10 protein-coding genes and 1 tRNA gene are annotated in these 18,902 nt (G+C 59.8%); 8 read left to right on the top strand and 3 right to left on the bottom strand.

Going from position 1 to position 18,902, the window contains the following annotated elements:
* The first annotated feature begins 311 nt into the window (after positions 1 to 311).
* The 6 genes from A6A03_RS04450 (at position 312) to A6A03_RS04425 (ending at position 6,592) form a co-directional block, all read left to right on the top strand.
* Positions 312 to 980 carry a TIGR04283 family arsenosugar biosynthesis glycosyltransferase gene (locus A6A03_RS04450; protein ID WP_066783968.1) on the top strand — a complete coding sequence of 223 codons (669 nt, stop codon included), beginning with the start codon at positions 312 to 314 and terminating at the stop codon, positions 978 to 980.
* A gap of 331 nt (positions 981 to 1,311) precedes the next feature.
* Positions 1,312 to 2,220 carry an AAA family ATPase gene (locus A6A03_RS04445; RefSeq protein ID WP_066783965.1) on the top strand — a complete coding sequence of 303 codons (909 nt, stop codon included), beginning with the start codon at positions 1,312 to 1,314 and terminating at the stop codon, positions 2,218 to 2,220.
* Positions 2,217 to 2,597 (top strand): 5-formyltetrahydrofolate cyclo-ligase, encoded by a 381-nt coding sequence (locus A6A03_RS04440; protein ID WP_066783962.1) that lies wholly within the window; start codon positions 2,217 to 2,219, stop codon positions 2,595 to 2,597. Before A6A03_RS04445 ends, A6A03_RS04440 begins: the two co-directional genes overlap by 4 nt.
* A complete protein-coding gene (locus tag A6A03_RS04435) occupies positions 2,594 to 3,634 on the top strand; it encodes a glycosyltransferase family 4 protein (protein WP_066783959.1) in 1,041 nt (346 codons plus the stop codon). Before A6A03_RS04440 ends, A6A03_RS04435 begins: the two co-directional genes overlap by 4 nt.
* 1,098 nt (positions 3,635 to 4,732) lie before the next feature.
* The gene (locus A6A03_RS04430) at positions 4,733 to 6,427 is read left to right on the top strand and encodes an ArnT family glycosyltransferase (RefSeq protein WP_172812281.1); all 1,695 of its coding nucleotides are present in this window, start codon (positions 4,733 to 4,735) and stop codon (positions 6,425 to 6,427) included.
* 74 nt (positions 6,428 to 6,501) lie between these two features.
* Positions 6,502 to 6,592: transfer RNA gene (locus tag A6A03_RS04425), tRNA-Ser, on the top strand.
* A gap of 6 nt (positions 6,593 to 6,598) precedes the next feature.
* Here A6A03_RS04425 and A6A03_RS04420 read toward each other — a convergent pair.
* Positions 6,599 to 7,297 (bottom strand): DUF1294 domain-containing protein, encoded by a 699-nt coding sequence (locus A6A03_RS04420; protein ID WP_156525262.1) that lies wholly within the window; start codon positions 7,295 to 7,297, stop codon positions 6,599 to 6,601.
* Between the two features lie 738 nt (positions 7,298 to 8,035).
* Between A6A03_RS04420 and carB the strand changes: the two genes are divergently transcribed.
* Complete coding sequence (gene carB / locus A6A03_RS04415; protein ID WP_066783945.1) at positions 8,036 to 11,326, top strand: carbamoyl-phosphate synthase large subunit; 3,291 nt, start codon at positions 8,036 to 8,038, stop codon at positions 11,324 to 11,326.
* Between the two features lie 500 nt (positions 11,327 to 11,826).
* Here carB and A6A03_RS04410 read toward each other — a convergent pair whose 3' ends face one another.
* Positions 11,827 to 13,635: an ABC transporter ATP-binding protein gene (locus A6A03_RS04410; RefSeq protein WP_066783942.1), complete on the bottom strand. Its 1,809-nt coding sequence runs from the start codon at positions 13,633 to 13,635 to the stop codon at positions 11,827 to 11,829.
* A gap of 38 nt (positions 13,636 to 13,673) precedes the next feature.
* Positions 13,674 to 15,482, bottom strand: a complete 1,809-nt coding sequence (locus tag A6A03_RS04405) for an ABC transporter ATP-binding protein (RefSeq protein ID WP_066783939.1) — start codon at positions 15,480 to 15,482, stop codon at positions 13,674 to 13,676.
* Positions 15,483 to 15,717: 235 nt separating this feature from the next.
* Here A6A03_RS04405 and A6A03_RS04400 point away from each other — a divergent pair, with 235 nt between their 5' ends.
* Positions 15,718 to 18,894, top strand: a complete 3,177-nt coding sequence (locus A6A03_RS04400; RefSeq protein WP_066783936.1) for a clostripain-related cysteine peptidase — start codon at positions 15,718 to 15,720, stop codon at positions 18,892 to 18,894.
* The last annotated feature ends 8 nt before the right edge of the window (positions 18,895 to 18,902 follow it).

Here is an 18,902-nt window from a genome sequence, read left to right as displayed (position 1 = left end):
CCGCCTCGCGGTGGGAGAGGGGGCCGAGGGGTGAGGGACAAAACGCAACGATGCAGGAGAGCCGGACGGCTGTCCGGCTCCGCAAAGGCGCAGAGGGGAAAACGCAAAGGACGCAAAGGACGCAGAGAGGTGCAAAGGGTTGGTAAGAAGAATCATCCCCTGCGCCCTCGGCGCTCAACCCCGTTCCTCGCACCCAGATGAGAAACATAGCCACAAAAACCCGCAAACGACGCAACATGGTTTGTGTCTTTGGTGTTTCTTCGTGGCAATTCCTACGAGGCCTCTGAATAGCGTCCAAGGAGCAGAACCCTATGCCGAACTTCAGCGTCATCATTCCCGTACTCAACGAAGCCGATCACATCACAGCGTGCGTACACGCCGTGCGCCGGCTTGATCCCGCGGTCGAGGTGATTGTGGCCGATGGCGGCAGCCGCGATGAGACACCAGCGCTGGCCCGCGCTGCCGGCGCGCGGGTGGTGCTGGCGCCGCGCGGTCGCGGCCCCCAACTCAACGCCGGCGCGGCCATCGCCACCGGCGATATCTTTGTCTTTTTGCACGCCGATACACGTCTACCAGCCAATGCCTTCCCGCTACTGCGCAACATGTTCGCCGATCCGCAAGTGCAGGTTGCCAAATTTCGCCTCTCGTTCGATGATCCCGACTGGCTGTTAGCGCTGGCCGCCCGCATGATGTGGTTCGACTCGCTCCTCACCAGTTACGGCGACCAATGCATGGTGATGCGGCGCGACCTCTTTCACGCCCTCGGCGGCTTTCCCGACTGGCCGCTGTTTGAGGATGTCGAACTCTTCCGCCGCGCCCGCGCGCGCACCCGCGTGCATGTCGTGCCGGCGCAGGTTGTCACCTCAGCCCGCCGCTTCCGCGCCAACGGCATTCTGCGCCAATTGCTGCACGATTTCTGGTTGTGGCTGCAATACCTCGGCGGCGTTTCGCCCTCCGAAATTGCCCGCCAGTACCGGTAATGCTATGGAATGCGGCAGTATAACTGCCGCATTCCATGCTCTCACAGCCGCGATTGAAATCGCCCGCTAGTATCGGTAAGGCGTGCATCTTATGGAGTGCGGCAGTAGAACTGCCGCATTCCATAGCGCCCGCCAGTATCACCCTATGGAGTGCGGCAGTCCAACTGCCGCATGCCATGCTCCCTAGCAGGGTTTCAAATTGCCCGCCAGTATCACCCTATGGAGTGCGGCCATAGAACTGCCGCATGCCATGCTCCCACAGCCGCAACCCGCATTCCCGCGAGTCGGTGTACAATAAAGAGAGATATCTCACGCCGTGGAGCGCCTATTTATGACGTACACCTCCTTCGCATCGATCGACGAATTGCAGGCGGCTCTCGCTGAATATGCTTACATCGCCGATCGTGCGCTCACCACCGCCATCTTTCTGGCCCTCAAACTCAACAAGCCATTGCTGCTTGAAGGCGAGGCCGGCGTCGGCAAGACCGAGATCGCCAAGACGCTCGCCCGGATGCAAGGGCGCGAGTTGATCCGGCTGCAATGTTATGAAGGGCTTGATGTCAATACGACGATCTACGAATGGAACTACGCCCGCCAGATGTTGCAGATCCGTCTGCTCGAAGCTCAAGGCGCCGCCCAAAACACCACCGCCCAGCAGAGCATTTTCGGCCCGGAGTTTTTGATCAAGCGCCCGCTATTGCAGGCGATCGAGGCCCGTGGCGACCAGCCGCCGATCTTGCTGATCGATGAACTCGATCGTGCCGACGAGGAGTTTGAAGCCTTCCTGCTTGAGCTGCTCTCGGACTGGCAGATTTCGATCCCTGAAATCGGCACCATCCGCGCCGAAACGCCGCCAACCGTGATCATCACCTCGAACCGCACCCGCGAAGTGCATGATGCGCTCAAGCGGCGCTGTCTGTTCTATTGGGTTGATTATCCAACTCTCGACAAAGAGATTCAAATCGTCAAGGCGCGCGTGCCCGGCGCGAGCGAGCGGCTGGCCCGGCAAGTGGTGCTGGTTGTGCAAGAGTTGCGCCGGATGGATCTCTACAAGCTGCCCGGCGTTGCCGAGACGCTCGATTGGGTGACGGCGCTGGTCGCGCTCGATCAGACCGAGTTGACGCCGCAGGCAGTCGAGGATACACTAGGCGCGATTTTGAAGTATCAAGACGACATCGCGCAGGTGCGCGGGCAGCGGCTGAACGAGTTGTTGAAACGGGCGAGCGTGGGTGTGCCATGAGCAGCGAGATTGATGTTGCGGCGACGTTAGCTGCGTTGCGGGCCGAGGTACGCGCGCAACGAGCGGCGCTGCCGGCGGCTGAGCCAACCCCTGCTGAGCGCGAGTTGCAGCGGTTGGTGGAAGAACTCGAATATACCCGCGTGGTCAGTGCGCACTGGCCGCTGGAAGGGCGCAATCTGCTTGAGCAAGCGATCGCCTTGGTCAACAAGGTGGTGCGCCGCTACTTGCGCTGGTACATCAACCCGATTGTCGAGCAGCAGAATGCCTTTAACGATACTGCGACCCTCGCCATTCGCCTGCTAGTCGCCGAGAATGCCGCCTTACGCGCCGAGCTCGCCGAGCTGCGCGCGCAATTGCAACAATCGCCGCCATCATGAGCCGCATTCTGATCTGCGCCACCCAAGTGCCTTTCGTGCGCGGCGGCGCTGAATATCTGGTCGAGAGTCTGCGCGACGAACTTCGCCGTCGCGGCCATACCGTCGATGTGGTGGCCTTGCCGTTTCAGTGGCATCCGGTCGAACGGATCATCGACAGCGCGCTGGCGTGGCGGCTGCTCGATATCAGCCACGTCAACGGCGAACCGGTCGATCTCGTGATCGCCACCAAGTTCCCGTCATACCTCATCCGCCATCCGCGCAAAGTGCTCTGGTTGGTGCATCAGCACCGCCAAGCGTATGACTGGTACGGCACCCCGCTCAGTGATTTCGACGGCTCACCTGCCCATCGCGCCGTGCGCGAGCAGATCTTTCGCATCGACGGGCGCGCGCTCAGCGAATGCCAAGCTCGCTATACCATCTCGCGCAACGTCAGCCGCCGGCTCGAACGATTCAACGGCCTCAGCAGTACGCCGCTCTACCCGCCGAGCCGCTACGCCGGGCAGTTGTGGGCCGGGCCATACCACGACTACATCCTCTCGCCGGCCCGCCTCGACCGGGCCAAGCGGATCGATCTACTGCTAACGGCGCTGGCCCGTACCACCACGCCGGTGCGTGCGATTATTGCCGGCACTGGCCCCGACCGCGACCGCCTCCAACGTCTCGCCGCCGAGCTCGGCCTCGGCGAGCGGGTCACGTTCCGCGGCTTTGTCCCTGATGACGAATTAATCGATCTCTACGCCCATGCCCGCGCCGTGTACTACGCGCCGGTGGATGAAGACTACGGCTTTGCCACGGTGGAAGCCTTCGGCGCTAGCCGGCCCGTGATCACGACTGACGATGCCGGCGGCGTGCTCGAATTTGTCCGCCACGGTGAGAACGGCCTCGTCTCGCCGCCCGACCCGGCGGCGATTGCCGTGCATCTCGACCGGCTGGCCGCCGATCCGGCTGAAGCAGCCCGCTTGGGGAGTGCGGGCCGCCCGCAGGTTGACGCGATCACGTGGGAAAGAGTGGTGCAGGCATTGGTAGGACAAGCGTAACGTCTGCTGCCAGTGCGATCTCCATTGTAAAAACGCCTCTAAAAATATTCATTCAATCATGTTGTGATTCGAATGAGACCGCTGTTCTGTCCTTGAGGTTGTTTAACCACAAGAGCACAGCGGTATATGTATTGACAACCGCATGACCACGCACCGAAGTTGCCTCGAAACGGCATGCTAAGCCGATAGTTCCTTTCCCGAACCGATGGGGACGGTATGCACCGCGCCTATGATGGCTTAGCAAGTTATACCAATGAACCATGCTCGTCTGACGTGGTAAGACACACGAGCGATCTGTCAGAGTAAGCCTGCTCATTCCCGCAATACCGATAGCAAAGTAGTGAAAGTCGCCGTGATGAAACCCGCTAGGGTCAAACCTAGTGTGGGTCGCGCGGTGCAATGCTGCGTGCCTTGGGGAACGAGGCGTGGTGAGAGGGGCGCTTGGAGGCTGAAAGCGTCTAGCCAGCCTCCACGTTGGCGAAAGAGCGTAAAAGCATTTACAAGATTCACTGGCAAGAGGTTTCTTTCTTTGTGAAAGAATGTGTAGAAATTTTGTAATTATTTGATTATGAAGATAATCTTTATTATATGCATTGTTCATGATTGAATCGATTCGATCGGTTTGTTTAATGAAAAAATCTTTTTTAATTAAAAATGTTTTCTTGCGCAACAACTATTTTTGTAATCATTCGTGTGTTTTTAGGTTTTTTAATCAACTTAGTTGTTGCTTTTAATGCCTTTTTGATTCAGCAGCTGTTCTTCTCGTCTTCTGGTTATCATGGACATGATCGTATTTTGATTTTGTCGCTTTTTTCATGGTCGCAAATCATTGTTATTTTGCTATTTTTGAATTGCTTTGGCTTTATAACATATCGTTACGCATTAATAAGTCTATTTTTAATTAGTTCAATTATTCTTTTGTTTGTTAAAATAACTAATAAAAAGTTGCGCTGGGTTTATGGTTGGCATGTTAAGTTAGAGTGGCCTCCGTTTGAACGAAATATATTCCTGCTTGGTATCGGCGCACTCATCGCCCAGACAATCATCAATTTCATCACACCGGCAGCAAACTGGGATTCACTCAATTATCAACTCTATATGCCTGCCCTCTGGTACCAGCAACGCCAGCTAGCAATGGTGTCGCTGCCGTATGGCGATGCTGCCCCGCCGTATTATCCGATGAATGCGAACCTCTTCTACCTATGGCTGATCTTGCCATTTGACACGATCGCCGTGGCTGACATTGGTCAGGCGCCGTTTGCCTTGCTCGCGGCAGTGAGCGTCTATGCCATTGCTCGCCAGCTCGATTTATCCCCGGTAGTTGCCCGCCGTGCTGGTATCCTGACCCTCTTTGTACCAATGGTTTCGGCGACTGCCGGACTGTGGTCAACGAATGATGTGATCTTTGCGGCCATTTGGTTGTTGAGCCTAGCAATGGTGCAACGCGCCGCCCGCACTGCAACCCTGCGCGATCTCGTACTGGCCAGTATTGCGCTTGGTCTCACTATTGGCACGAAGGGGTTTGCGCTTACCTTCGGCATCCTGCTGGCGCCGTGGTTGGCATGGGCATGGTGGCGCTATGGTCGTTCCTCGTGGCAACGCCTTGGGTATGGCGCCATTGCCATGATCATCCCGCTTAGTGTATTAGCCAGCTTCTCGTATGTGCGTAATTGGCTCTTGACTGGCAATCCGCTATATCCGTATCGCTTCATGTTTGGATGGATCGCCTTACCGGGATTGGTTGATCGGCAATGGTTTTATGGCCACCCATTTTTTGAGTTCGATGCCCGTCTGCTCTTTTTTGAGCCGGGCTATGCCAACCTTGGTTTGTTATTGCTGGTGGCAATACCCAGTCTGAGCAAGGTGGTATTTCGACCTCATCCATGGCGACGATCGACGATCATCCTGCTTGGGCTGGCTGCCGGTTATTTTGTGCTCTTCAGCGAACTCTTGCCAATCCGGGCGACCCGGTTTTTACTGCCGGCAATGCTCTTACTCCTGATTGTGGTGGTGATAGGCTTGGAACAGATAGACAAGCATCGCCTGAAAGAGCGATTCTACCTTGCCTACGTGATAATAGGCAGTTTACTGGTGTTTCTGATAACAGTGCATACTATGGGGACAAATCTGTTTGAGGCTGCGCCTACGTCACTCCACATCGACGCTGGTACTTGGCGACCGTTATGGGATGTTATGTGGCACCTCAACTGGCAGACAGAACTGCAATACTTGCTGTTAATTGAGGTAAGTATAGGGGTATTGATAGTGATCGGGCGGGCGTTGGAGCGCTGGGGTTGGCGAAGCCTGCCGTTCATCGGCTTAGCCGTGATCGTGGCATTTGCAACCGGATTAGAACACTATGACCGGCGCGAGTATGACGCATACACGCGCTTGCCTTATGCGAATGTGGGCCAATTGTGGCGTTGGGTGAATGCACATACCACAGGCCAGCGCATTGCGTACCTTGGCGGGAATATCCCGTTGCCGCTGATGGGCCATCATTTAAAGAACGTTGTTACTGCCGTGAATGTTGGCGCCGGTGATTTATTGCACGAAATCGAAGTACCTGTTCCGGCTGATCAACCAATCCGTACCTACCCAGATAACCGTAGCGATGTCCCTGATCAAGCGGTATGGCTGCAACACCTGCGTGATAAACAGATCGATCTGGTCGTCGTCTATGAACTTATTCCGGTAGATTGGCCTGAAGTGCAATGGATGCGGAACAATCCCGATCAGTTCGAGCTATGGTACCGTGGACGCGGTGGATCGGTGTGGCGAGTCCGGCGCTAGCGGTAATGCTGTACCGTTGGCGCTGCCAAAACCTTGCGCCCCCTGCCGCCTTATGGTAATATCGCAGATGGCGCGGGCAGGTCGCATAGTTGGTCTAGTGCGCGGCACTGGAAATGCCGTACAGCGGTAACGCTGTCGTGGGTTCGAATCCCACCCTGCCCGCCACCTCCCTCACAGTGTCACCAGCCCGATCCGCACCACGATATACCCGATCAATCCCAACAGGTGCAGCCCGACAATCAGCCAAAATACCTTCGTATATGACCCTTTGCTGACTTTGTGGCGCACCAGCTCTTGCCCGATCAACGCCCCCGGCCAACCACCGAGCAACTCCCACCGGTGCAGCGTCTTCTCGCGGATGCGCCGCACACCGCGCTGTGCGCGCTGCTTGTCTTCGATATAGAGCATCAACGTTACTACACTGGCTGCTAGATACCAGCCGATAACCCAAACTGGCAGCCCTACCGTGACTGTCGCTAGTCCGAGCAGGGTGATAAAGGCGGCGCACACCAACAGCGCCAGCATCGTGTCAGCCGGATTAATCCGTGGCGGTGCGATCCGCGGCGCCGGCGACTGCGACTCGACGTTAATCGCTTGCAGACGCCCTTGCGCATCTTGGCCAACCTCGAATCTGACCAGTTCGCCAATCTGCGGCAGCCAATCGCGGTGATAGCATTGGTTGATGTGAAAGAAGATGTCGTTGGGGTGGCTCGGCGATTGGATGAAGCCGTACTTTTCTTGCGCTTTCCACGTGACGATGCGGCCAATGTAGCGTTGGTTATTCATAGCAGTGATGGTAGCTAAAACGCTGAAACCGTTATGGGGAAGAGTATCATGCCAAACGCCATCAATCAATAGGAGTGATGTCATTGCGAGGGCGCGTAGGGGCAGCGCGTCGCGCTGCCCGCGCGCCCGCAGCCATCCCCCGCGAGTACGGTACGCATCCACTCATCAGGATCGGTAACCCGTGCCTTTCCTTCGGGCAAATCCGTGACCTTTTGCACCTGCCGCACGGCAGCCATCCCGCTAAAGCGGGGGATTGCTGCGCCGCCTGCGGCGGCGCGCAAGGACAAGCGGGGCGCGAGGGGCCGGGGAGTAAGGGAAGGGCCAAAGCTGCCAAGCGCGTAAAGACGTAGCATGGAGTGCGGCAGTCAACCTGCCGCACTCCACAGCAGCTTGGAAACACCATGTAACTCCCTCACCCACGAGCGTGGGAGAGGGGCGCTGCGGTGTTCCGCTCCCTCTCTGGCTCTGCCGAATGCCACGCAGTCTTCCAATCAGATATCGTTGTACCTTTTGCGTCTTTTTGCGGCTATTTCGTCTGGCTCCCCCGCTCCCGCGGGGGGGGGGGGGGGGGGGGGGGGGGGGGGGGGCCCCCCCCCCCCCGGGGGGGGGGGGGGAGGGGGGGGGGGCCCATCCACCCGCGCCGCGGGCTTTGTAACAGTTTCCAGCTCTCAATGGGCATGGAGTGCGGCAGTCAACCTGCCGCACTCCACAGCCGCTTGTCAACGGTAGGATCGTGAAACCTTCATCAATCGTATTGTATAATCAGGCAGCGCCGTGCGGGGCGCGCTGGTTTGCTCCGCGCCAAAGGAGTCTGAGACGAAGATGCCGAAGCGCACTGATCTCCATACCATTCTTATCATCGGCTCTGGCCCGATTGTGATCGGCCAAGCCTGCGAATTCGACTATTCCGGCACCCAAGCGTGCAAGGCGTTGCGCGAAGAAGGTTACCGGGTCGTGCTGGTCAATTCCAACCCGGCCACCATTATGACCGATCCCGGCCTCGCCGACGCCACCTACATCGAACCGCTGACCGTTCCCAGTCTCGAACGCATCATTGCCCGCGAGCGGCCCGATGCGATTTTACCCACCGTCGGCGGCCAAACTGCGCTCAATTTGGCGGTGGCCCTGCACGAGGCCGGCGTCCTCGCCAAGTATGGCGTCGAGCTGATTGGCGCTTCGGTCGAGGCGGTGCGCATCGCCGAAGATCGCCAGCGCTTCAAGGATAAGATGATCGAGATCGGCTTGCAGGTGCCGCGTTCCGGCACCGCAACTACGCTCGATGAGGCGTTGGCGGTGGTGGCGCAGACCGGCTTCCCGGCCATCATTCGCCCCTCGTTTACCCTTGGCGGCGAGGGTGGCGGCATCGCGTACAACATGGAGGAGTTCCGCACCATCGTCGAACGCGGTCTCGATGCGTCGCCGGTCACACAGGTGTTGATCGAAGAGAGTGTGCTGGGCTGGAAAGAGTTCGAGCTGGAGGTGATGCGCGACCGCAACGATAACGGCGTCATCATCTGCTCGATCGAGAATATTGACCCCATGGGGGTGCATACCGGCGATAGCATTACCGTTGCGCCGGCGATGACGCTCACCGACCGCGAGTACGAGCGGATGCGCGATATGGGCTTGGCGGTGTTGCGCGCCGTCGGCGTCGAAACCGGCGGTTCCAATGTCCAGTTTGCCGTCTCGCCGACCGATGGCCGCATCTACGTGATCGAGATGAACCCGCGCGTGTCGCGTTCGTCGGCGCTGGCCTCGAAGGCGACTGGCTTCCCCATCGCTAAGATCGCCGCCAAGCTGGCCGTTGGCTATACCCTCGACGAGCTGCCCAACGATATTACCCGCGAGACGCCGGCTTCGTTCGAGCCGACCCTCGACTATGTGGTGGTGAAGATTCCGCGCTTTACCTTCGAGAAGTTCCCCCAAGCCGATCAGACGCTCACCACCTCGATGAAGTCGGTGGGTGAGGTGATGGCGATTGGGCGCACCTTCCCCGAAGCCTTCCAAAAGGCGTGGCGCTCGCTTGAGCAGGGCCGGGCCGGTTGGGGGGCCGATGGCCGCGATGCGATCGAGCCGGAACGGCTGCGCGAGCGTTTGATTACGCCGCATCCTGACCGCATGTTTTATGTGCGCTACGCATTGCAGAGCGGGATGTCGGTCGAGCAGATCAGCGCTTTGACCAAGATCGATCCGTGGTTTATTCGCCAGCTCGAACAGATCGTCAATCTCGAAGGCCGCCTGCGCGCCTTTGATCTCAACACCATCCCGCCCGATCTGCTGCGCCAAGCTAAGCGTATGGGTTTCAGCGACGCGCAGCTTGCCCACCTGTTGCGCGTGCCTCCCGGCCCGCAGCGCTGGTCGGCGGAATTGGCCGTGCGCCAACGCCGGCTCGAACTCGGCATTCGCCCCACCTTCCACCGGGTTGACACCTGCGCCGCCGAGTTTCCCGCCTTTACGCCCTACCTCTACTCGTCGTATGAGAGCGAAGACGAGTCTGAGCCGACCGATCGCAAGAAGGTGGTGATCCTCGGTTCCGGCCCCAACCGGATCGGGCAGGGGATCGAGTTTGACTATTGCTGTAGTCACGCCGTGTTTGGTCTGCGCGCACTTGGTTACGAGACCATTATGGTCAACTGCAACCCGGAGACGGTCTCGACCGACTACGACACCGCCGACCGGCTCTATTTCGAGCCGCTCACGCTCGAAGACGTGCTCAACGTGGTTGATGAAGAACGGCCCGATGGGGTGATCATCCAATTCGGAGGCCAGACGCCGCTCAAGTTGGCGCGGGCGCTCGAAGCGGTTGGGGTGCCGATCTGGGGTACGGCTCCCGAAGCGATCGATCTGGCCGAGGATCGCGACCGGTTTGGCGCGTTGTTGAAGGAGCTGAATATTCCCGCTCCCGAACACGGCAGCGCCACTTCGTGGGAAGAGGCGCTGGCAGTGGCCCGCCGGATCGGTTATCCGGTGGTGGTGCGGCCCAGCTACGTGTTGGGCGGGCGGGCGATGGCGATTGTCTACGACGATGCCGCGCTCGAACGCTATATGCGTGACGCGGTCGCCGCGTCGCCGGAGCACCCGGTGTTGATCGATCGCTTCCTCGAAGATGCGTTTGAGATGGATGTCGATGCGGTCTGCGATGGCGAGACGGTCGTGATCGCCGGGATTATGGAGCAGATCGAGCTGGCTGGCGTTCACTCCGGCGATAGCGCCTGCGTCATCCCGACCTATATGGTGGCCGAAGAGCATGTTGAGACGATGCGCCGGTACACCGAGCAACTGGCCCGCGCGTTGGGGGTGGTTGGCCTGATGAATATCCAGTACGCGATGAAAGATGGCGTCGTCTACGTGCTCGAAGTCAACCCGCGCGCCTCGCGCACCGTGCCGTTCGTCGCCAAGGCGACCGGTGTGCCGTGGGCGCAACTGGCGGTGCAGTGCGCCGCCGGCGCACGGCTGCGCGGCGAGGATAGCCGTATCCAGATGGTGCATCCGGCCTTGGCGAATCCGCCCCGCTACCGGCTGGATGTTACCAGCGAGCAACGCTACCACGTCAAGGAAGTGGTGCTGCCGTGGTCGCGCTTCAGCGGCGTGGACACGCTGCTCGGCCCAGAGATGAAGTCAACCGGTGAAGGCATGGGTAGCGGCGCGACCTTCGGCGAGGCGTTCGCCAAGGCGCAGATGGCGTGCAATAGCCACCTGCCCACTAGCGGTAACGCCTTCCTCAGCGTCAACGACCGCGATAAGGCCAATCTGTTGCCGATTGCCCGTGATTTAGCTGCGCTCGGCTTCAAGCTGCTGGCTACCAGCGGTACGGCTGCCTTCCTCCAGCAGCATGGCCTTGACGTGAAGCCGATCTATAAGGTGAACGAAGGCCGGCCCAACGCGGTTGACTACATCAAGAACGGCGAGATAGCGCTGATCGTGAATACGCCGCTTGGCAAGGCCAGCTTCTTCGACGAGGGGGCCATCCGCCGGGCCGCGATTGTGTACGGCGTGCCGACGTTGACGACCCTGTCGGGGGCGGCGGCAGCCGTGCAGGCGATCCAAGCCATGCGCACCGGCCAATGGACGTTGCTGTCGTTGCAGGAACGGTCAGCGCTGGAAAAGGCGTAATGCCCTTGTAGAGCCGGACGGCCGTCCGGCTCCACAGCCGCAGGGTTTGCAAAGACGCCAAGGCGTTACACGCAAAGACGCCAAGACCGCAAAGCGGCGCAGAGGGTTGGAATTGATGATCTCACCCTCCGCATGCCCCCTCCCCCAGCGGGTTTAGAGGAGGATAGAACATCTGTGCGGTACCCGGCCCTCAAGGGCCGGGCTATGGTTACGAAGCCCGCTGCGCGGGCTGCTGGCCCTCACCCCTAGCCCCTCTCCCACCGTTAGGTGGGAGAGGGGCTAGGGGTGAGGGCTTTGAGGCATCGCACAGCGATCAATGGGCGTAACCAAACACATGTTCTGTCCGCCCCCTCCCCCAGCGGGGGAGGGGGATGGGGGTGGGGGCAATCCCTCTCTGCGCCGCTCCCTTCAGAATCTTGGCGCCCTCTGCGTCCTTCGCGCCTTTGCGTTTTATGATCTCTGCGCCTTTGCTTGCTTTGCGCCTCTGCGTTAACCGCCTTCTACCTCCGGCCCGCCGCCTCGATGTATTCAAGGCTCTGGTGGCGGAAGTAGGTGTTGTACAGCTCGGCATAGTGCCCGCCGGCGGCCAACAACTGATCGTGCGTCCCCTGTTCGAGAATCTCGCCGTGCCGCAGCACGATGATCCGGTCAACTTCGCGTACCGTACTCAACCGGTGCGCAATGATGATCGCCGTCCGATCGCGCATCGCCTCGTCGAGACCCTCTTGGATCAAGGCTTCGGTGAGCGGATCAATGCTGGCGGTGGCTTCATCCAAAATCAGGATCGCCGGGTCTTGCAACAACACCCGTGCCAACGCCACCAATTGCCGCTGGCCCATACTCAGACTGCTGCCACGCTCGCCAACCGGCGTGTCGAGACCCGCCGGCAGGGTTGCCAGCCAGTCGCCGTGCCCCACCCGCCGCGCTGCCGCTAGTACCTCCTCGTCGCTCGCGTCTGGGTTCCCGTAGCGGATATTCTCGCGCACCGTCCCGTCGAACAAAAACGGCGTCTGCGTCACCATCCCCAATTGGCTGCGGTAGGCCGCTAGATCAAGCTGGCGAATGTCGTAGCCGTCTATCCGGATCTGCCCGCCTTGAAACTCGTAGAAACGGGCAATCAGCTTGGCAATGCTGCTCTTGCCGGAACCGGTATGGCCAACTAGCGCCACCCGCTCCCCCGGCTTGATGTGCAGATTGAACTGGCGCAACACCGGTTCACCCGGTTTGTACCCAAAATCAACCTGCGCAAAGGTGATCTCGCCGCGCAACCGGCCCGGATCGAGCCGGTCGATCTGCGTCACCCGCGGTTCGGCGTCGATCAGCGCAAACACCCGCTCGCCGGCGGCCAATCCCAGTTGGAACTGGCTCCAGAACGAGGCGATGCTGGTCAGCGGGAACCAAAAGCTCTGCAAGCCTTGGATGAACAGAAACCACGTGCCGGTGGTGAGTTCGCCGGCATAGACCTTCTGCCCGCCGAGATAGACCAGCAGCGCGGTGCCGGTGGCGGCCAGCAGGTTGAGCAGCGGGAAGATGCTGCTGAAGGTGTAGCGCGTGTACAGGTTCACCCGCCGGCTCTTTTGGTTGACATCGAGAAAGTCAGCGTAGACCGCCTGTTCTTGGCGGAAGGTCTTGGCGACCCCGATCCCGCTTACCGTTTCTTGGATATGGTTGCTGACTTCGGCATTCACCCGCCGCGAGGCGGTGATCACCTTGCGCGCAATCGAGCGGAAGGCCAGCGCCGCGCCGATGATCAACGGCGCTAACCCCAACAACACCAACGTCAGCGACCAACTGACGGTGGCGAGATAGCCGACCAGCACCACTACCAGCAACAACCGGCTCAGCAGATCCATGGTCAGCGTCATCACCTGCGCAAAAGCGGCGGTGTCGGAATTGACCCGGCTGACGATCTTGCCCGACGGAAACTCGTCGTAGAAGCTGAGGTCGCGAGCCAGTACAGCATCGGCGGCGTCGCGGCGCAGCGCCAGCACCACTTCACCGATAGCTCGCACCGACATCGTTTGCCGGATCAGGTTAAACACCCACGACAAACAGGCGATCAGGGCCAGCGCGCCGGCCAGCACCGCTGCCTGATTGAGCGAGGTCGCGGTCTGAATCTCGTCAATGCTGTACGAGATAAAGATCGGGATGAGCGCCTCGATCAATGCGGTGGCGCTAATCATCAACGCGGCGGTGATGATCTTGGCGGCTTGCGGGCGAAAATAGCGCAGAATCCGCCGCACCAGTTCGCCGTCGCTATATTTGCGATCGTAGCCTTCGGCATCGAGGCCATCAAACAGAAAACCCATGGCCGTCCTTTCTGCCCATCAGAGCAATCATCACGCCGTCAACGTGCCGCCGGCGCTGGCGTTGGACGCGCCGCCGGCTGCTCGTAGCGGGCAAAGATTCGCCGGTAGTGCGGCGAGGTGCGCAGCAGTTCTTCGTGGGTGCCGGCGGCGACGAGCCTCCCGCTATCGAGCACCAGTATCTGGTCGGCCCAGCGAATCTGCGCCAGCCGGTGGGTGATCAACAACACCGTGCGCCCTTGCTGCGCCTGCCGGATCGCGCGCTGAATCTCATCTTCGGTCGCGCTATCGATCGCACTAGTGCTATCGTCGAGAATGAGAATGCGCGGGTTGGCGAGAAACGCGCGGGCCAGCGCGATCCGCTGCCGTTGCCCGCCCGACAGGGTCACGCCGCGCTCGCCGATCACCGTCTGGTAGCCGTTCGGCAGACGGCTAATGAACTCGTGGGCTTGGGCGGCCCGCGCCGCCGCCTCGATCTGCTCTTGAGTGGCGCCGGGAGCGCCAAAGGCGATATTCTCGCCGATCGTGCGCGAGAAGAGGAAGATATCCTGCTCGATCTTGCCGATCTGCGAGCGCAGCGCATCCAGATTCCACTCGCGCACGTCCACCCCGTCAATCAACACCCGCCCGCTGGTCGCGTCGTAGGTGCGGTTGACGAGCTGGGTCAACGCGCTCTTGCCGCTGCCCGTCTGGCCGACGATTGCCACCGTCTGCCCAGCGGCAATGCGGAACGAAATGTCGCGCAGCACCTGATGCGGCGCTTCGCCGGGGTGAGCGGCAAAGCTAAAGCTCACATTCTCAAACTCGATCTCGCCGCGCACTGGCGCGCGATAGCCGTTCGGGTTTTCGTCGAGGTCAGTCTCGGCGTTGATGATGGCGAGAATGCGGCGCGCGCCGGCCAAGCCGGCCTGAAAGACCGAGAAGGCGAAGAGTGAGATGAAGGTGGGGAAGCGCAAGACATTCATCAACCCGATCACCGCCACCACTTGCCCCAACCCGATGTCGCCGGTGCTGTAGAGCCACAGGGCATGGAAGAACTCCGCACCCAGCGCAATCCCAAACAGCAAGAGCGGCAAATAGCGCGCCTCGATGTCACCTTGCTGCACAAACAGATCGCGAAACCGTTGCGCGTTACGCAGATACTTCGAGCGTTCCAGCGCCTCGCGCGCGCTCGCCTTCACCACCTCGATCCCGCTGATCGTCTCTTCCAAACCGGCATTCATCACCCCATACTGCTCGCGCTGGCGCTGGATCACCGGCATCAGCCGGCGCAGATACCAGCGCGCGGTGACGATATAGCCCGCCACAAAGATCAACGGCACGATGATCAGGCGCGGTTCGGTGAAAAAGATGAAGGTCAGCGGTACGACGATCCCCAACACCGTTTCCGAGATCAAGGTAGCGCCGGGCACGATCATATTCGCCACAAAATTGGCATCATCGGTCGCGCGGGCCATCAAGTCACCCGCGCGCTGGCGATCGTGAAACGCCTTGCTCTTGGCCAGCAAACTCTCGTAAAACTCTTGCCGCACATCGGCTTCGACCCGCGCCGCCACGTTCTCAGCCGATAAGCTGCCGATCAACGCCGTCACGCTATCCGTCACCATCACGGCCAGCACTGCCAGCGCCAACCCGGTCAAGGCAGCGTAATCGGGCGGGCCGCTCAACACATCAGCGGCGCGCCCGATCAACGCTTGCGCCCCTGAATACGCCGCCCATGCGGTGATGAAACACAGATAGAATCCCAACACAAACGGCCAGTAGCGCGTCACATGCGAGAGCAGCCAACGCGCGACGCTGCGCCGGTCGTAAACGTAGGCCGAAGCAACCGTAAATTCACTACGCTGCACGATCGTAGGCTCCTCTCATATCATCGCAACGTGGCAACCATCCGCAATCGTATCGGCACTGCGCCGCCGTGCGGATCGTGGCGAACATAGAACATTATTGCGAGTATACCCCACCTCCCCACCCAACGAGATCAGCCGTAAGGTGTAACCTTTTACCTATGTTCAACGTACAGATCGCGTGCTACAATTCGGTTGTGCTTGCGTTCTGCTACGCGTCATCATGAGGAATCTTGTTATGTCGGCACGTGTGGTAGCGGTAAGCGGCCCGCTGGCTGGCCGGATGTTTCAATTAGGCGAAACATCGCTCACGTTCGGACGTTCGCCTGATAACGCGGTTGTGATCGCCAGCCAGCGCGCTTCGCGCCGGCACGCCGAGATTAGGCGTGAAGGCGGGTCGTATGTGCTGGTTGATCTGGGCAGCTCGAACGGTACGTTGCTCAACGGCCAGCCAGTGCAGCGGCAACTCTTGCGCACCGGCGATACGTTTGCGATCGGTGATGAGGTGTTCCGGTTTGAAGAACTGGCCGGCGCCGCGCTCGAACCGACCTTGCCCGTTGGCTCATCACCGCCGCCACAGCGTCCGCAGTCGCCCCCACCCGCTGCTGGGTGGTCGGGGCAGCCGGCGCCGCCACCGCCTGCCGCTCCCGGTTGGCCGGGGCAACCGGCGCAGCCGCCGCCTGCTGCTGGATGGCCGGGGCAACCGGCGCAGCCGCCACCCGCTGCTGGGTGGCCGGGGCAACCGGCGCAGCCGCCGCCTGCTGCTGGATGGCCGGGGCAGCCGCCGTCTGCTCCCCCACCTGCCGCTGGCGGTTTTCAACTGCCTCCCGTCCCGCCCGCTGCGCAGCCGCCGGCAGCCCAACCCCGGCGCTTCCCGATCTGGCTCGTGCTGATTGGTGTGTTTGCCTGCATCGTGCTCGCGGTTGCTGTTGCTGGCGGTGTGATGCTCTTGAACCGCGGCGGCGGTGGCGGTAATGGTGGCGGCAATAATAACGCCAGTGGCGGCGGGTTCACGACATCTCCTATCGCGCAGCCAACCACGCCGACCCGCGAGCCGCCGCCGAATGCGGCTGAATGGACGGTGCTCGTCTATCTCGATGGCGATAACAATCTCGAGTCTGACGCGATCGATGATTTTGAAGAAATGGCGCGGGTTGGTTCCACCGATCAAGTGCATGTCATCGTGCAACTCGATCGCATCCGCTCGCCAGAATTCTGGGATGACGAACGGTATGGCAATTGGGAAGGTACGTTGCGGTTTCGGGTCGAAGCCGGGATGGAGCCAACCCGTGCCAATGCGCTGGCCGATCTCGGCGAGCGCAATATGGGTGATCCGGCAACGCTGAGTGATTTCTTGATCTGGGGGATTGAAAACTACCCGGCCAAACGTTATGCCATCATTCTCTGGGATCACGGCGCGTCGTGGTTGGGTATTGCCAGTGACGATACTGATGGCGATGCGCTGAATCTGCCTGAGATAAGCTCGGCCTTCGAGACAGCGCTGGCCCGTACCCGGATCGGCGGTTTTGAGTTGATCGGGTTTGATGCCTGCTTGATGGCCCAGATCGACGTATTCCATACCGTTGCGCCATACGGACGGGTGGCCGTCGCTTCCGCCGAACTCGAACCCAACACCGGTTGGGCTTGGGATGCGTGGCTTGAGCAGTTGGTTGCCAACCCGGCCCAAGATGGCTACGCGATTGGGCCGGTGATTGTGCAAACCTATATGGATTCGTTTCGCGGCCAAAGTGCTGACGAAGTGACGCTCTCGGCCTTCGATCTCACGCGCATGAATGAGCTGGTGAGCGGTCTCGACGCGCTAGCGCAAGAATTGCAACGCGGCGTGCAACAAAGCTATACCGCTATCGGCCAAGCTCGTTCATTTGCCAATGTGTACGCGCCATCGTATGCCGAAGAGTTTAATGCGATCGATCTACCACACTTTCTGAACTTGCTCCCCCAACAAGGCGCGACCGGCGCCGTGCGTGATCGGGCTGCGCAACTGTTGCGCGCGATTGAATCGGCCCGGCTAGCCAATGGGGTAGGTTCGTATCACCGCGAGAGCGGCGGTCTCTCGATCTATTTCCCGCAGTTGGTGAGTCTCTACGCTGAGGCATACGAGCGCGCTTCACCAACGCCGCGCGCCACTGCTTGGGAAGAGTTTCTGACCGCGTACTATCAGGCAAGCGGCGCCGCTGTGCAACGGCCAACGATCCGTGATTTGGCCATTAACCGCGATGTGGTCAGTGTCAATGCACCCGCTAGTCTCACCGGTACCTTGGCCGGCAGCGATATTGCCTACGTCTTCCAATTTATCGGCATTCCCAACGATCGGCGCGATACGGTCGATCTGATCTTGGTTGATTTTATTTATCCGCCGGGCGCTGCGCCGGGCAGCCAAGTGCCCAATTGGAGCGATGGCGAGTTTAGCCTGCGCTTGAATTGGGATGCAACCAATTGGTACTTGAGCAACGGGAATGATGCGATTGAGGTCTTGCTAGGCCCAATTAAATATGGCTTTGAGTTTTACGGCGTCGAAGGCATCTATACCTCAACCGCCACCGGCGAGCAAATCAACGCTGGGCTCGTCTTTGCGATCCAAGGCAATGAAGCGCAATTGCTCCGGGTCTGGGGTTTTCCCCGCGCCGCCGGCAAGCAGGAACCGCAACCGTTTGAGTTGACTCCTCGCGCTGGCGATACCTTTACCGCTTACTACCGCTCGTACACTGATACTGGCAGCGGGCTGGAAGCGAATCGGTTTGAGGGCCAGACGATTACGTTTGGTGATGCGCCGCTCAAGGCGGTGCGCGGGCCAACCCTCAGCGGCGATTATGTGATGGGCTTTCTGGTGCGCGATATTGCCGGCAATTATCACTACAGCTATGTTGATGTGGCGGTAGATAATACCAATGTGCCAACCACGCCGGGCGGTGCGGTGACGCCGCCGCCTGCCGGCACCGCCCAAGCCGGTTTCCAACGCTACGAAGGCACACTTGGCTTTGCGATCGATTATCCGCAAAATTGGCGCGCGTTTGATACCGGCAACGACCGGATCATCTTCTCAAATCGCGCGGTTGATGATGGTGTGTATGTGGTGGTTGATGTCTACAAGTTTGTTGACGACGATCCAACCATCGCTACCCGCACCTTGATGGAAGAGCTGAAGAGTGCCGTGAACCAGCAAGGCGAGCTGCGCGTTGATGTCACCGATTTCCAGATAGCTGGCCTGAATGGTTTGAAGCTTGAGTATGCTTATCCGCTCGATCAAGGCGGCAACAGTTATGTCGTCGCTGTGGTCGTGACGAGTCCGAATACGCTGTGGACCTATCTGGTCATGTTTGAAGCGCCGGAAAGCAGCTTCGATAGCCAGCTTGAACTCTTCAATGCCATGCTCAGCAGCCTCGTAATCGGGTAGCAAATGCT

This window comes from Chloroflexus islandicus, from assembly GCF_001650695.1.
GTDB classification, from domain to species: Bacteria; Chloroflexota; Chloroflexia; order Chloroflexales; family Chloroflexaceae; genus Chloroflexus; species Chloroflexus islandicus.
Note: the sequence above shows the minus strand (reverse complement) of the source record. Positions and strands in the feature narration are given on the sequence as shown.

Bases quoted from the DNA above. Each gene is read 5' to 3' on its own strand.
- A6A03_RS04435 (WP_066783959.1), top strand. From the start codon at position 2,594: ATGAGCCGCATTCTGATCTGCGCCACCCAAGTGCCTTTCGTGCGCGGC.
- carB (WP_066783945.1), top strand. From the start codon at position 8,036: ATGCCGAAGCGCACTGATCTCCATACCATTCTTATCATCGGCTCTGGC.
- A6A03_RS04400 (WP_066783936.1), top strand. From the start codon at position 15,718: ATGTCGGCACGTGTGGTAGCGGTAAGCGGCCCGCTGGCTGGCCGGATG.
- A6A03_RS04445 (WP_066783965.1), top strand. From the start codon at position 1,312: ATGACGTACACCTCCTTCGCATCGATCGACGAATTGCAGGCGGCTCTC.
- A6A03_RS04440 (WP_066783962.1), top strand. From the start codon at position 2,217: ATGAGCAGCGAGATTGATGTTGCGGCGACGTTAGCTGCGTTGCGGGCC.
- A6A03_RS04450 (WP_066783968.1), top strand. From the start codon at position 312: ATGCCGAACTTCAGCGTCATCATTCCCGTACTCAACGAAGCCGATCAC.
- A6A03_RS04430 (WP_172812281.1), top strand. From the start codon at position 4,733: ATGCCTGCCCTCTGGTACCAGCAACGCCAGCTAGCAATGGTGTCGCTG.
- A6A03_RS04420 (WP_156525262.1), bottom strand. From the start codon at position 7,297: ATGACATCACTCCTATTGATTGATGGCGTTTGGCATGATACTCTTCCC.
- A6A03_RS04410 (WP_066783942.1), bottom strand. From the start codon at position 13,635: ATGGGTTTTCTGTTTGATGGCCTCGATGCCGAAGGCTACGATCGCAAA.